This is a genomic window from Camelimonas sp. ID_303_24, from assembly GCF_053543495.1.
Map to the genome: position 1 here is coordinate 256,661 of NZ_JBLLJM010000005.1, position 14,717 is coordinate 271,377.

General features: G+C 66.8%; 11 protein-coding genes. 7 read left to right on the forward strand and 4 right to left on the reverse strand.

The annotated features are described in order from the left end of the window. Positions 1–93: 93 nt before the first annotated feature. The 4 genes from ACERNI_RS06830 (at position 94) to ACERNI_RS06845 (ending at position 7,980) form a co-directional block, all read left to right on the forward strand. On the forward strand, positions 94–4,164 hold the full coding sequence (locus ACERNI_RS06830) for a Pls/PosA family non-ribosomal peptide synthetase (RefSeq protein WP_448832523.1): 4,071 nt from the start codon (positions 94–96) through the stop codon (positions 4,162–4,164). A 152-nt stretch (positions 4,165–4,316) separates the two neighbouring features. Continuing rightward, entirely contained in the window at positions 4,317–5,441 is a 1,125-nt protein-coding gene (gene aroC / locus ACERNI_RS06835) for a chorismate synthase (RefSeq protein ID WP_448832524.1), read from the forward strand. Between the two features lie 35 nt (positions 5,442–5,476). Further along, positions 5,477–6,559 (forward strand): 3,4-dihydroxy-2-butanone-4-phosphate synthase, encoded by a 1,083-nt coding sequence (gene ribB, locus ACERNI_RS06840; RefSeq protein WP_448832525.1) that lies wholly within the window; start codon positions 5,477–5,479, stop codon positions 6,557–6,559. 338 nt (positions 6,560–6,897) lie between these two features. Beyond that, complete coding sequence (locus tag ACERNI_RS06845; RefSeq protein WP_448832526.1) at positions 6,898–7,980, forward strand: ROK family protein; 1,083 nt, start codon at positions 6,898–6,900, stop codon at positions 7,978–7,980. Positions 7,981–7,993: 13 nt separating this feature from the next. Here the strand turns inward: ACERNI_RS06845 and ACERNI_RS06850 are convergent, their stop codons facing one another. Together ACERNI_RS06850 and ACERNI_RS06855 are read right to left on the reverse strand one after the other, a co-directional pair. Beyond that, positions 7,994–8,680, reverse strand: coding sequence for an FMN-binding negative transcriptional regulator (locus ACERNI_RS06850; protein ID WP_448832527.1), 687 nt, complete (start codon positions 8,678–8,680; stop codon positions 7,994–7,996). Between the two features lie 75 nt (positions 8,681–8,755). Then, entirely contained in the window at positions 8,756–9,688 is a 933-nt protein-coding gene (locus ACERNI_RS06855; protein ID WP_448832528.1) for a histone deacetylase family protein, read from the reverse strand. Positions 9,689–9,999: 311 nt separating this feature from the next. Here ACERNI_RS06855 and ACERNI_RS06860 point away from each other — a divergent pair, with 311 nt between their 5' ends. Then, positions 10,000–10,587, forward strand: coding sequence for a L,D-transpeptidase (locus ACERNI_RS06860; protein ID WP_448832529.1), 588 nt, complete (start codon positions 10,000–10,002; stop codon positions 10,585–10,587). 38 nt (positions 10,588–10,625) lie between these two features. Here the strand turns inward: ACERNI_RS06860 and ACERNI_RS06865 are convergent, their stop codons facing one another. Both ACERNI_RS06865 and ACERNI_RS06870 read right to left on the reverse strand, forming a co-directional pair. Further along, complete coding sequence (locus ACERNI_RS06865; protein WP_448832530.1) at positions 10,626–10,928, reverse strand: hypothetical protein; 303 nt, start codon at positions 10,926–10,928, stop codon at positions 10,626–10,628. Positions 10,929–11,490: 562 nt separating this feature from the next. Further along, entirely contained in the window at positions 11,491–12,828 is a 1,338-nt protein-coding gene (locus ACERNI_RS06870; protein ID WP_448832531.1) for a dihydroorotase, read from the reverse strand. A gap of 137 nt (positions 12,829–12,965) precedes the next feature. On the opposite strand from ACERNI_RS06870, the gene ygfZ reads away from it, so the two are divergent. Together ygfZ and ACERNI_RS06880 are read left to right on the forward strand one after the other, a co-directional pair. Next, the gene (gene ygfZ, locus ACERNI_RS06875) at positions 12,966–13,853 is read left to right on the forward strand and encodes a CAF17-like 4Fe-4S cluster assembly/insertion protein YgfZ (RefSeq protein ID WP_448832532.1); all 888 of its coding nucleotides are present in this window, start codon (positions 12,966–12,968) and stop codon (positions 13,851–13,853) included. Positions 13,854–13,945: 92 nt separating this feature from the next. Then, positions 13,946–14,653, forward strand: a complete 708-nt coding sequence (locus ACERNI_RS06880) for a DNA-3-methyladenine glycosylase I (protein WP_448832833.1) — start codon at positions 13,946–13,948, stop codon at positions 14,651–14,653. Positions 14,654–14,717 lie beyond the last annotated feature (64 nt).

The following is a 14,717-nucleotide window of genomic DNA, read 5'->3' on the forward strand; positions in this document are numbered from 1 at the left end:
GGCGCAATCATCCGCCCATGCAGGCCCTTTCCTTGTGAAATCCGGGTCTGCCGCAGCATCCATGGACGGAGAAGCCGTCCAGGCGAGGGCAAGATGAGAACACCAGGCGAAGACATGAATGTGAGCGCGCCCGCCGACCATACGGCGTCGCAATTCATGCTGGCCGGTCCCGTGCGGCCGGAATTCGCGCGTGACGAAACCCTGGCCGAGATCTTCGCCGCGACGGTTCGCCTGCGCGGCTATCGCATCGCTTACGCCAGCGGCGACCAGGTCTGGACCTATGCGCAGGTCAACGAACTGACCGCCCAGATGGCCCGGGCGCTGGCGGCGAAGGGCATCGGCCCGGGGGACGTGGTCGGCCTGTGGGCGCCGCGCGGCGTCGCTTTGCTGATGGCGCAGCTCGCCATCACCCGCACCGGCGCCGCCTGGCTGCCGTTCGACGCCGACGCCCCGGTGGAGCGCATCGCCGTCTGCCTTGCCGACGCCGGGGCCAAAGGTCTGCTGACCTGCGACAGCCTGGTCGCCCGGGCTCGCGAGACCAAGTTCGCCGTCTGGACCACCGAAACGCTGCGGGCCGAAGCCGAAGCCGGCGACCTGCCGGAACTGTCTGACCCGCGCATGCGCGGCCAGAGCGCCGACAGCCCCGCCTACATGATCTATACCTCAGGCTCCACGGGCACGCCCAAGGGCATCGTCATCAGCCAGCGCAACATCTGCCACTTCCTGCGCTCCGCCAATGACGTCTACGGCCTGACCTCCGACGACGTGGTGTTCCAGGGGGCCTCCGTCGCCTTTGACCTGTCGATGGAGGAAATCTGGGTTCCGTACCTGGTTGGCGCGACGCTGACAGTCGCGACGCCCGAGGTGATGAGCGACATCGAGCGCCTGCCCGACGTGCTGGAGGCTGCCGGCGTCACCGTGCTCGATACGGTGCCAACCCTGCTGGCCCTGCTGCCGCGCGACGTCCCGGCCCTGCGCGTGATCCTGCTCGGCGGCGAAGCGCTGCCGGCGCCGCTGATCGCCCGCTGGGCGCGCCAGGACCGGCGTATTTTCAACACCTATGGCCCGACCGAGGCGACGGTCGTCGCCACCGTGGCGGAAGTTGTGCCTGGCGAAGCCGTCACCATCGGCAAGCCGATTCCCAACTACACCTGCTATGTGGTTGATGAGCAGCTGAACCCCGTCGCCCCCGGCGCGGAAGGCGAACTGCTGATCGGCGGCCCCGGCGTCGCCCAGGGCTATCTGCGTCGCCCGGAGCTGACGGCGGAAAAATTCATCGCCAATCCGTTCACCACGGAGAGGAAGCCGGTTGACCCGGTCCTGTACCGCTCCGGCGACGCCGTCAGCCTCGACGCCAGCGGCAATATCATTTTCCACGGCCGGATCGACGATCAGGTCAAGATTCGCGGTTTCCGCGTCGAACTGGGCGAGATCGAAGCGGCCCTGGCTGACTTCCCCAACGTCTCCCAGGCCGCCGTGGTCGTGCGCCAGGATGACGGCGTCGACCGGCTCGTCGCCTTCCTCGTTGCCCAACCAGGCCAGAGCATCGACCGCATGGCCCTGCGCGCCGGGCTGCGCGAGCGCCTGCCATCCTACATGTGCCCGTCGCACTTCGAGCTGGCGGCGACCCTGCCCCGGCTCACCTCCGGCAAGATCGACCGCAAGGCGTTGAAAGGCCTTGAACTCACCGCCCGCGAGGCGACTGAGGAGGAGGCGCCGCAGAGCGACGCCGAGGCGGTGCTGCTGGCGGCGGCGAAGCATGTCTTCCCTGGCCAGGCGATCCCGTTCGAAGCCGATTTCTTCCTTGATCTGGGCGGCCACTCGCTGCTGGCGGCGCGCTTCGTCTCCGAAGTGCGCCGGCATCCGGCCTACGCCACCTTGACCATGCAGGACGTCTACGCCGCCCGCACCCTGCGCGCCATGGCGGCGCTGGTGGAAGCCAATGGCGGCGGCGAGGTCCAGGACCTGTCGTTTGAACCACCGCCGCTGATGCGGCGCTTCTGGTGCGGCCTTGCCCAGGCGGTCGCCCTGCCGGTGATTCTTGGCGTGGTGACCATCCAGTGGCTTGGCCTGTTCCTGGCCTCCATTGCGCTGCTGCGCGAGGACGCCTCGATCTGGGCCGAGATGGCGGCGCTGTTCACCGTTTATGTCGTGCTCAACATCGGCGCCAAGCTGCTGATCGCCGGCCTGAAATGGGCGGTGCTGGGCCGCACGAAGCCTGGCCGCTACCCGCTGTGGGGCGTCTATTATTTCCGCGTCTGGTTCGTGCAGCGCATGATCCAGGCCACATCGCTGAAGTTCCTGCAGAACTCGCCGCTGATGCGCTTCTACCTGCGCATGCTCGGCGCGAAGATCGGCAGGGACGCCATCATCGGCGACTTCGAGGCCGGCGCCATCGACCTGATCTCGATCGGCGACGGCGCCTCCACCGGCGCCAAGAACCGCTTCGCCAACGTCCAGGTGGTCGGCAATGAACTGATCATTGGCACAATCGAGATCGGCGCCGACGCCTACACCGGCAACACCTGCTCCTTCGGCCCCAACAGTCGCATCGGCCGCAGCGCCGAGCTGGCCGACCTGACGGCTATCCCGGAGAATGGCGTCGTCGGCGACGGCGAGAAGTGGGAGGGTTCGCCCGCCCGCAAGACCGGCATGGTCGACCTTGCCGCCCTGCCGCCGCAGGCGGAGGCTGGCCCGGCGCGGCGCGCTGTCCAGGGCGTGGTCTATGGCCTTGGCTACATCGTCATGCTGATGCTCGGCCTGCTGCCGATCTTCCCGGCCTTCTACATTCTCTACAATCTCGACCGGCTGTTCAGCGGCGTGAACGACCACGAAGTGTCCTGGTCGATGCTGCCGCTGCTGACCATCCCGACGGCGCTGGCGCTGATCCTCGTCTCCATGGCGGTCATCATTGTCTGCCGCTGGGTGATCCTGCCGCGCGTGCGCCCCGGCGTGTATTCGATCCACTCGTGGACCTATGTGCGCAAATGGCTGATGGGCCTGGCCACCGAGGTGACGCTGGAGACGCTGAACTCGCTCTACGCCACGCTGTTCATGCGCGTCTGGTATCGTCTGATGGGCGCGAAGATCGGCAAGGGTTCGGAGATTTCCACCAACCTCGCCGGCCGCTACGACCTGGTCGACATCGGGGCCGGCAACTTCCTTGGCGACGAGGTGATCTTCGGCGACGAGGAAATCCGCCGCGGCTACATGGAGCTGCGCACGGTGAAGACCGGCGACCGGGTGTTCCTGGGCAATGACGCCATCGTCCCGGGCGGCTCGGTGATCGAAGACGGCGCCCTGCTCGGCATCAAGTCGCGCATGCCGGAAGACCTGCATATCGGCGAGAACGAAACCTGGTTCGGCAGCCCGGCCATCAAGCTGCCGGTGCGGCAGAAGTTCGACGTGGCGGCCAACTTCACCTACCAGCCGCCGAAGCTGAAGCTGCTGGGGCGCGGCCTGTTCGAGGCTATCCACACCTCGCTGCCCACCGCTTTGTTCATCACCTGCGGTTACATGACCGCCGACGTCATCGCCAATCCAATCGCCCGCGGCGACTGGCTGACCGCCCTCGGCGTCTTCCTCGCCGCCGGCGTTGTCATCGCCCTGGCGCTGGTGGCTTTTGCCGCCATCGTCAAATGGGTGATGATGGGCGCCTACAAGCCCACCGCCCATCCCATGTGGTCGTGGTGGGCCATGCGCACCGAGGCCGTGGCCGTGATCTATGGCGGTCTCGTCGGCAAGGCGTCGCTGGAATACTTCCGCGGCACGCCGTTCCTGCCCTGGCTGCTGCGCCTGTATGGCACGAAGATCGGCAAGGGCGTGTGGATGGACTGGACCGACCTGACCGAGTTCGACTGCGTGAAGATTGGCGACTACTGCGCCATCAACATGACCTCCACCCTGCAGACCCACCTGTACGAGGACCGGGTGATGAAGGTGGGCCGGGTGGAGCTTGGCAAGGGCGTCACGGTCGGCGCCGGCTCCACGGTGCTCTACGACACCCATGTCGGCGACTTCGCCCGCATCGGCCAGACCACGGTGGTGATGAAGGGCGAGAGCCTGCCGGCGCACTCCGAATGGGCTGGCGCCCCCGCCGTGCCGGTGCGGCGCGCCGAGAGCCATGCGGCCGGCGCCGTCACTCCCCTGCGCATCGCGGCATGAGCCGGCGCAGGCAGCGGACGACAAAAAAGATCGGGGGCCGGCGGCGACGCCGGCCCTTTTTGCATGACGGGCGCGGTTGTCGCCGCCAGAAAATGTGGAGCGCCGTTTGACCGGACGCGGCGCCAGCCCTATGCAGACGACAGAGGAAATCCATGTCGCACAACTCATTCGGCCACCTGTTCCGCGTCACCACCTTCGGCGAAAGCCACGGTCCGGCCATTGGCTGCGTCGTTGACGGTTGCCCTCCGGGCATTCCGCTGACGGAAGCTGACATCCAGCATGACCTCGACCGGCGCAAACCCGGCCAGTCGCGCTTCACCACCCAGCGGCGCGAGGCCGATGAAGTCAAAATCCTCTCCGGCGTCTTCCCCCATCCGCAGGACGGCGGGCAGGTCACGACGGGCACACCCATCGGCCTGCTGATCGAGAACACCGACCAGCGCTCGAAGGATTACGGGGACATCAAGGACAAGTACCGCCCCGGCCACGCCGATTTCGCCTATGACGTCAAATACGGCCTGCGCGACTATCGCGGCGGCGGCCGCTCGTCGGCGCGCGAAACCGCCATGCGCGTCGCCGCCGGCGCCATCGCCCGCAAGGTGGTCCCCGGCCTCGTGGTGCGCGGCGCCGTGGTGCAGATCGGCCCGCACAGGATCAACCGCGACAATTGGGACTGGTCGATCATCAACGACAACCCGTTCTTCTGCCCGGACGCGGCCATGGTCGACGTGTTCGCCAGCTATCTGGATGACATTCGCAAGAGCGGCTCTTCCATCGGCGCCGTCATCGAGATCGTCGCCGAGGGCGTTCCGGCCGGCCTTGGCGCGCCAGTCTATGGCAAGCTCGACACGGACATCGCCGCCAATCTGATGAGCATCAACGCGGTGAAGGGCGTCGAAATCGGCGATGGCTTCGCCGCTGCGGAGCTGACCGGCGAGCAGAACGCCGATGAGTTGCGGATGGGCAATGACGGGCGGCCGCTGTTCCTCTCCAATCACGCTGGCGGCGTTGTCGGCGGCATTTCCACCGGCCAGGCGGTGATCGCCCGGTTCGCGGTGAAGCCGACGTCGTCGATCCTGACGCCGCGCCAGACCATTGACCGCGCCGGCCATGAAGCTGACATTCTGACGAAGGGCCGCCACGACCCGTGCGTCGGCCTGCGCGCCGTGCCGGTGGGCGAGGCCATGGTAGCCTGCGCCATCGCCGATCATTATCTGCGCGACCGCGCCCAGACCGGCGGCGTCCGCCACTGGCCGGGCGTGGGACAGGACCAGTAACGCGGCCAGCAAAAAAACGTCCGGACGGAAATCCCATGTCGCACAACGTCAACGAAGCCATCGAAGCCATCGCCCGCGGCGAGATCATCATTGTCACCGATGACGACGACCGCGAGAACGAGGGCGACCTGATCTGCGCCGCCTCCTTGTGCACCACGGAAAAGATGGCGTTCATCATCCGCAACACCTGCGGCATCGTCTGCGCCCCGGTTTCGCGAGAGGAGGCCCAGCGCCTGCGGCTCGATCCCATGGTCGCCGCCAATGACGCGCCGCTCGGCACCGCCTTCACCGTCACCGTCGACGTGCGCCACGGCCTCACCACCGGCATCTCGGCCGAGCAGCGCGCCAACACCGTGCGGGGCCTGGCCAATGGCCAGTACGGACCGGAGGATTTTGTTCGCCCCGGCCACGTTTTTCCGCTGATCGCCCGCGACGGCGGCGTGCTGATGCGCTCCGGCCATACGGAAGCGGCGGTGGATCTGTGCCGTCTCGCCGGCCTGCCGCCGGTTGGCGTGATTTGCGAACTGGCCAATGACGACGGCACGGTGATGAAGGGCGAACAGATCGACGCCTTCGCCGCCACGCACAACCTGAAGCGCATCTCGGTGGCGGATCTGATCGCCTTCCGCCGCTCGCGCGAGAAGCTGGTGGAGCGCGTGGGAACATTCCCGGTGCACACAAAATACGGCGACCTCACCGGCTACGCCTACGAAACCAACCTCGACACGGTGCAGCACTTCGCCTTCGTCCTGGGCGCCATCGGCAATGGCGAGGCGGTTCCCGCCCGCCTGCACCGCGCCGACGTGGTGGCCGACCTGTTTGGCCCTTCGGCCGTCGATCAGGCCCTCGCCCGATTTGCCCGCGACGGTCGCGGCGTGCTGATCTATCTGCGCGATGGCTCGGCCGGCGTGCCCCTGCACCGCCAGGACGAGGGCAAGCATCCGGTCAGCGCCGAGGAAACCCGCGTCCGCGAATGGCGAGAAATCGGCCTTGGCGCGCAGATCCTGCGCGATCTCGGCGTCTCGTCGATCGTCAACCTGTCGTCGACGCCGCGCGCCTTTGTCGGCCTCGCCGGCTTCGGCATCGAGATCGTCCGCACCGAGCCGGTTGAGGGCTGAGCGCCGGGCAAGCCCGGTCCATATTGAACCTGCGGCATCCCTGGCGTTGACGGGCTGCCCCTGGAGCCTGGCGGCCATCTGCCTGGCTGCAAATCCTCCGGCCTGCTGGCCAGGCGGAACGAAAACCGGCTCCCGGCGGTTTTCCTGACTGACGGGGCCTGAAGGGCGCAACGCCCTTCAGATCCTCCCAGCAGACGCCGGACGCGATGATCGCGTCCCAAACCGGGGGACAAATGGCCAGATCCGCGCCATCCAGATCGGGCAGCAAAGCCGCATCCGGCAAATCCGGCAAATCCGGAAAGACCACATCAACAGCAAACGGCAAGGGCGGAAAGCCCGTGGCGAACGGCGGCAACCAACAGGCCGCTGGCGGCATAGCCGCCCACGGGGTAGACGTTCTGTCGTCAGTGGTGGTCGACAGCTACAATCTGGAGATCCGCGGCAGGGACGGCTTCGTGGGCGACCGCGCCAGCGGCCGGGCCTTTCGCGCCACGCTCGATGAAATCCGCAAGGCGCTGCGCCAGAACGACAGCGAAGGCGATCCCCTCGGCGACGATCCCAGTTCGGACATCAGCAAATCCACCCTCGACCGGCTGCTTGCGGAGGGCGATCTGGAAGCGGCCGGCGTCGTGCTCGGCGCCATCGAGCATTTTGCCGGCGAACTGGCGCATGTGGCGCGGCGTTTTCTCAATGACGCAGCCTGGAAAGGCACGGAGCGGGTCGTCGTCGGCGGCGGGCTGAAGCAGAGCCGCGTGGGCGAACTCGCCGTGGGCCGGGCCATGGTGCTGCTGAAAAGCGAGGGCGTCGACATCGACATGGAGATGATCCGCCATCACCCGGACGAAGCGGGGCTGATCGGCTGCGCCCATCTGGCTCCGGCCTGGATCTATGAGGGCAGCGACGCCATTCTCGCCGTGGACGTGGGCGGCTCCAACATCCGCTGCGGCGTCGTCGACGTGAACCTGAAAAAGAAAAAGGACCTGTCAAAGGCGCGGGTCTGGAAATCAACCCTCTGGCGTCATCGTGACGATGATCCCAAGCGCGATGAGGCGGTGGCCAGGCTCACCGACATGCTGAAGGAGTTGATCAGCATGGCCGACAGCAACGGCCGCCGCCTGTGTCCGCTGATCGGCGTCGGCGTCCCCGGCGTCATCGGCCCCGACGGCGCCATCGCCCGCGGCGGCCAGAACCTGCCGGGCAACTGGGAAAGCTCGCGCTTCAACCTGGCCGACTGCCTGCGCGAAGCCATCCCCGAGATCGGCGGACACGAGACGGTAACAGTCATGCACAACGACGCCGTCGTCCAGGGCCTGAGTCAGACCCCATTCATGCAGGACGTAGCGCACTGGGGCGTGCTGACCATCGGCACCGGCCTGGGCAACGCCCGCTTCACCAACCGCGGCGGGCTGGAGGAGAACTAGCTGGCCTGTCAGGCTACGCGTCGCCAGCGACGATGGCGGCGACGGCCCGATCTGACGGGCGCCGGCTCGCCGACAGTCCGGCAACGACCCCGGCCTGATCTTCAGCGCTGCGATTCTGGCTCATCTTCGATTTGGCGCAGATGCGGGTGATGCGCAGCCGCACGCCGACGATGCCGCGCAATTGCCCGGCGATGAACGCCTCCGGCGCGTCGCTGACCCGCCAGGGCTGCGGCCCGGCTTCAGCCGGACCCACAGAATCCTGAGCCGCCTCAACCTGGCCCGCCGCAATCTGCTCCGCCTCGTGCAGGTCGGTCAGCCGCGTCACCACGGCGCGCAGTTCCTCCGGATCGTCGAAAAAAATCGCCTCGCCATAGACATGCACCGCCTGGTAGTTCCAGGTGGGAACCACCTTGCCTGCCTCCTGCTTCGAGGGATACCAGGACGGCGTCACATAGGCGTCGGGTCCGGTGAAAATCACCAGAGCCTCGCCAACCGGCGGACGCTTCCACTGGTCGTTGGCGCGCGACAGATGGCCAAGCAGCGTTGCCTCGCGCCCCTCCGGCGCATCCAGCAGCATCGGCAACGGCGTCGCCGCCATGCCCTCCGCCGTCGCCGTCACCAGCGTGCCAAGGCGCGTCGCCCTGATGAACTGGTGCGCCCAGGCGGGATCATCCTGTCGGAAGGCCGGCGGCGTGTACATGGGTGGGCTCCTGCCAGTTTCCTGGAAGCTGAAGCGCTTTTCAGCAAAGCGAGGCTCCAGTTTCCCCCAAACGTCTTACCCCGCCATCAGCGCCTCAACGTGCGCCGCAGTCGAGCGCTGCAACGCCTCAAGATCGTAGCCGCCTTCCAGCACGGAAACCACGCGGCGCTTGCTGCGCCGGTCGGCAAGATCAAGCAGGCGGCGGGTCGCCCAGGCGAAATCATTCTCGGTCAGATTGATATTGGCCAGCGGATCGCGCCAGTGGGCGTCAAAGCCCGCCGAGATGATCACCAGATCGGGTTTGAACGAATCGACGCGCGGCAAAACCATCAGGTCGAAAATCTCCCGATAGGTGCGGCCGTTGGTGCCCGGCGTCAGCGGGATGTTGACGATGTTGCCGTGCTCGCCGCGCTCGCCCATGTCGCCGGTGTTGGGGAACAGCGGCGCCTCATGGGTCGAGCAGTACAGCACCGCCGGATCGTCCCAGAAGATATTCTGGGTGCCATTGCCGTGGTGCACGTCCCAGTCGACGATGGCGACGCGCTCCAGCCCGTGCGCCTCGATGGCGTGGCGGGCGGCGATCGCGGCGTTGTTGAAAAAGCAGAATCCCATGGCGCGGTCGCGCTCGGCGTGATGGCCAGGGGGGCGCGTGGCGACAAAAGCATTGGTCGCCTGGCCGCCGAGCACCTCGTCCACCGCCCGCACGGCGCCGCCGACGCCGCGCAGCGCCGCCTCCCACGTGCCCATGCTCATGGTGGTGTCGCCATCAACCTCGACCAGGCGGCTGTCGGTGGGCGCCAGGGCGCGCAACTGCTCCACATATTGCCGCCCATGACAGCGCAGAACGTCCGCCTCCGAGCCCAGCGGCGCCGGCTCCCGCGCCAGCAGCGCGAACTTCTCGTCTTCCAGCGCCCGTTCAACGGCGCGCAACCGGTCGGGACATTCGGGATGGCCAGGAAATGTCTCGTGCAGGAGACATGAAGGATGCGACAGAAACAGCGTCGTCAATGGAGGGCCCTGTAAAACCGTGTAATTGGCTCCAGTCTTGCAAGCCGGCGCCGGCTTGTCCATGCGCGGATCACAAGAGGCATGCTCTCATTTGGTTGAGCCAGCAGATGATTGTAGGGCGACCGCCGGTCGGATATCGCTGGCATCTGTTGTTTTGCATGACGATTCGCGGCCCTGCTGGCGCCGCCGCCGGCTCATGCCAACGCCTGATGAGCGTCGCTCGTCGGGCGTTGGTCAAGCCAGTGCGGCGCTTGAGCTATCCGGGATGCGGATGCGCCAGCAGCTTTGCATCCTGGCATCAGGGACTGACAATGCCGTATCTTTCGAGGGTCGTTATGGCGGCCGCGACCTCTGTTCTGCTCGCCGGCTGCTATACGGCGACGCCCGACCCTGAGGTATCGGGCCGCGACGCCGAATGGCTGGCCCAGGTTCCCAAGGCGGAGCAGGACCCGATCTATGCCCGCTACATGATGAAGGACGACACCGGCGAGGAACCGGGAACCATCATCGTCGACACCAAAGCGCGCCAGCTCTATTACGTGCTGCCCGGCGGCAAGATGATGCGCTACGGCGTCGCCGTCGGCAACGAAGCCTTCGGCTGGACGGGAACCGCCGTGGTGCAGCGCAAGGCGGAATGGCCGGACTGGCATCCCCCGGCGGAAATGAAGCAGCGCTGGCCGCACGTGCGCGACACGAAGGGCGGCCCGGGCAATCCGCTGGGCGCGCGGGCGCTGTACCTTTATCAGAACGGCAAGGACACCCTGTACCGCATCCACGGCACCAATGAGCCGGAGAAGATCGGCCGCGCCGAATCGTCCGGCTGCATCCGCATGCGCAATATCGACGTCATCGACCTGTACAATCGCGTGCAGTCCGGGGCGAAGGTCATCGTCAGGTAATGCGGGGCGCGGCGCTTCGCGAGCGGGCGCCGCAAACCTCACAATACTATAAGCTGCGCCGCCGCCTTCTCCACGCAATCATCCACATCCACATGGAACGCCGATCGCGGCAGTGAGCCGGCGCCAGCGCCCCCGTCAGCGAATGAAGCCAGGCCCGGGCGCGCCACGCGGCCATTGACGATATGGACATAGGCATCGCCTGCGCCTCCCGCCGCTCCGCCAGCAAGGCCATTGCCCGCATCAAATATGCCCGCGCCGTACTGGTCCCGGAATTGCCGCATGACCCCGGTCGCTCCGCGCATGGCGTCGCGCACGCCCTGCCATTCCTCCGCGCTCAGCACGGGTTCGCCCCCGGCAGATCCTCCCGCGCCCGGCGACACGCTGGACGGCCGGAGCTGACGCGAAAGGCGGGTACTCATGTCCTGAAAGGCGGCCCACTCCTGCGGATCAGACAGGCGTTGAAGTTCAGGCGGGAGATCTCTCCCTCCGCGTCGCACATATCTGGCGATCGCGCCAGGAGCCAGCCGCCCCTGCGCAAAATGCCTCCCCAACTCCGCGCCGATACTGGCCGTATCGGGCCGCAGGGACGGCTGGGGATACGGGGCCGGGGGCGGCGGTGGCAACGGCCACGGCTGCCCAACGTAACCGCTACCGGAGGCCGCGCGCGGGCGCCGCGCCTGCGGGAGGGCCGGACCGCCGCCACCCGCCGCCCAGAGCATGAACGCCAGCAAGGCCAGCACCGCGCCATTCTCCTGCTGCGAATTCTGCCGCTGGTCAGATGAACCGCCCATCGCCCGCTCCATTCCCATACGCCGCCACAATGACAGACGACGCCGGGCCGGGCAGCAACCCGCACAGGCCGCGCGACCTCACTGGCGCGCGGCGCATGACGACAACGGCGCCTTACCCGCGCGGCAACGCCTGGGCAAAGCGCACGGTCTCGCCCTGGGACGGGGTTGCCAGTTCGCCCTCCCACATCACCACATGGCCGCGCACCACCGTTCCCACCGGCCAGCCGGTGACGGAAACGCCGTCATAGGGCGTCCAGGCGCAGCGCGAGGCAATCCAGCCGTTGCGGATGGTTTCAGTGCGCTTCAGGTCCACGATGGTGAAGTCCGCGTCATAACCCACGGCGATGCGGCCCTTGCGGGCGATGCCGAACAGCCGGGCCGGGCCAGCGCTGGTCATGTCGACGAAGCGGGCCAGGGTCATGCGCCCCTGCGCCACATGGTTCAGCATGGTCGGCACCAGCGTCTGCACGCCGGTCATGCCAGAGGGCGACTCCGGATAGGGTTTCGCCTTTTCTTCCAGCGTATGCGGCGCATGGTCAGAGCCGAGAATATCGGCAACGCCCTGGGTCACGCCCTCCCAGATGCCGGCCCGGTGGGCTGCGTCGCGCACCGGCGGGTTCATCTGCACCAGGGTTCCCAGCTTCTCATATGCTTCTGGCCCGGCCAGCGTCAGGTGATGCGGCGTCACCTCACAGGAGGCGACATCCTTGCAGCCGGCAAGAAAGCGCATCTCGTCGGCCGTCGAAATGTGCAGCACGTGGATCGCCGCGCCCTCGTTGCGGGCAATGCGCACCAGCCGTTCGGTGCAGCGCAGCGCCACCTCCGCCGAGCGCCAGACCGGATGACTCGACGGATCGCCGGCGACGCGCAGATCCTTGCGCTCGCGCAGCATCATCTCGTCCTCGGAATGGAAGGCGGCGCGACGGCGCGTCTGGCGCAGGATGCGGCCAACGCCCTCGTCGTCCTCCACCAGCAGATCGCCGGTGGACGAGCCCATGAACACCTTGACGCCAGCCGCCCCCGGCAGACGCTCCAGTTCCGGAATGTCGGCGGCGTTGTCGTGGGTGCCGCCAACCCAGAAGGCGAAATCGCAATGCATGCGATGATGGCCGCGCCGCACCTTGTCGGCCAGCGTCTCCGCCGTCACCGTCTGCGGGTTGGTGTTTGGCATCTCGAACACCGCCGTGACGCCGCCCATGACGGCGGCGCGCGAGCCGGTTTCCAGATCTTCCTTGTGGTCGAGGCCCGGCTCGCGGAAATGCACCTGGGTGTCGATGACGCCAGGCAGGATCGTCAGGCCACGGCAATCGATGACGCGCCCCGCCTTCGACGGGTCGACCGGGCCAATATGCACGATGCGACCGTCGCGGACCGCGACGTCGCGCACGCCCTCGCCATCCTGGTTGACGACATTGCCGCCCGCGAGAACGAGATCGTAAATATCGGCCATCAGTCTGCTCTCCTGCCTGCGCCCCGTCTGCCTGTGCTCAAGCCATACCATTCCGGCATGTTGGAACCGGCGCAAGGTGGGATTATGTCAGCCAGCACAGGCGCGCAAGCGTCGCCTGGTCCTGCAGGAGAATGCCAATGCCAGTCGCCCATCTGTCAGATCGCGGAGTCGTTTCCGTTACAGGCGCCGACGCCATGAGCCTGCTGCAGGGGCTGGTGACCTGCGACATCGACCACCTGAAACCGGGTGACGCCAGCCTGGGCGCGCTACTGACGCCGCAGGGCAAGATCCTGTTTGATTTTCTCGTGGCGCCTGCGCCGGCAGGCAGCCTGCCCGGACTGGATGAGGGCGGCTTCCTGTTCGATGTCGCCGCCGCCAGCGCCGCCGATCTGGCCAAACGGCTGAACTTCTACAAGCTGCGCGCCAAAGTGGTTGTCACCAACCGTAGCGACGATTACGCCGTCGCCGCGCGCTGGAACGATGACGGTCCGCAGTTGCCTGGCCTTGCCCTGGCCGATCCCCGCCTCCCCGCCCTTGGCCAGCGCGCCATCGCGCCGGCAGCGGCCATGGCCGGGCTGGACGGCATCGACGCGAACGCCGGTCATCTGGCCTGGCGCGCCCACCGCATCGCCCTGGCCGTGCCCGAGGGCGGGGCGGACTATGCCTTTGGCGAGGTGTTCCCCCATGAGGCCGACCTCGACCAGCTTGGGGCCATCGCTTTCGACAAGGGTTGCTATGTTGGCCAGGAGGTGGTGTCGCGCATGCACCACCGCGGCACGGCCCGCACCCGGATGGTCGCCGCCAGGCTGGATGAAGCCGCCGTGGTCAGCCAGGGCGATGACATCATGGCCGGCGACAAACGCATCGGCGACATCCGCGCCAGCGCTGGCGCCAGCGCCATCGCCATGGTGCGGCTTGATCGCTACGCCGACGCCCTGGCGGCCGGCGTGACGCCACAGGTCAACGGCGCGCCGATAACCCTGGCCAGGCCAGCCTGGGCCACCTTCGACATGGCGGATGCCTGAACGGCGGGGATAACGCCGGCTTGCATTTGTTCCTTATATGTTCTTCAATGAGCATAATCTCCTCTTGATACTCTCTTGCGCACAAGGAACGGATCGTGGCGGAAACCGGCGGCGCCCTCACCGGCAATGATCTGATCATCCACGATGACGGGCGCGCCCGTTGCTGGTGGCCCGGAACCGATCCGTTTTATGTGGCCTACCACGACGGGGAATGGGGCGTGCCGGAGCACGATGACCGGGCCCTGTTTGAGAAACTGATTCTGGATGGTTTTCAGGCCGGCCTGTCGTGGATCACCATCCTGCGCAAGCGCGACGGCTTTCGCCGCGCCTTCGCCGGGTTTGAACCGGAGGCCATCGCCCGCTTTGACGACGACGACGTGGCGCGGCTGATGAACGACGCGGGCATTGTGCGCAACCGCGCCAAAATCATCGGAACCATCGCCGGGGCCCGCATCTGGCTCGATATCCAGGAAAAGCAGGGATTTTCAAAATTTCTGTGGGACTTTGTCGACGGCGCGCCCGTGCAGAACCGTCTGCGGGCCCGCGCCGATGCGCCGACAGAAAGCGAAGCCTCCCGTCGCATGTCGAAGGAGCTGAAGGCGCGCGGCTTCAAGTTCTGCGGCCCCACCATCACTTACGCCTTCATGCAGGCGGTGGGCATGGTCAACGACCATCTGCTGGATTGCTATCGTCATGGCGAATGCGCCGCCTGCGCCAGCGACGCCAGCCCGGGAAAGCTGCGCTGCGACGATGGCGCAACGGCCAGCCAGAGCGCTTTCCGATCCGCCGAACCCGGCTGATCGATCAGAATTCGCTCAAAACGAAGAGCATTGGAGCTGGGATGCGGTTCAGCCTGAACCCACC

Coding starts and splice junctions, on each gene's coding strand:
- ACERNI_RS06830 (WP_448832523.1), top strand. CDS start 94: ATGAGAACACCAGGCGAAGACATGAATGTGAGCGCGCCCGCCGACCAT.
- aroC (WP_448832524.1), top strand. CDS start 4,317: ATGTCGCACAACTCATTCGGCCACCTGTTCCGCGTCACCACCTTCGGC.
- ribB (WP_448832525.1), top strand. CDS start 5,477: ATGTCGCACAACGTCAACGAAGCCATCGAAGCCATCGCCCGCGGCGAG.
- ACERNI_RS06850 (WP_448832527.1), bottom strand. CDS start 8,680: ATGTACACGCCGCCGGCCTTCCGACAGGATGATCCCGCCTGGGCGCAC.
- ACERNI_RS06860 (WP_448832529.1), top strand. CDS start 10,000: ATGCCGTATCTTTCGAGGGTCGTTATGGCGGCCGCGACCTCTGTTCTG.
- ACERNI_RS06870 (WP_448832531.1), bottom strand. CDS start 12,828: ATGGCCGATATTTACGATCTCGTTCTCGCGGGCGGCAATGTCGTCAAC.
- ygfZ (WP_448832532.1), top strand. CDS start 12,966: ATGCCAGTCGCCCATCTGTCAGATCGCGGAGTCGTTTCCGTTACAGGC.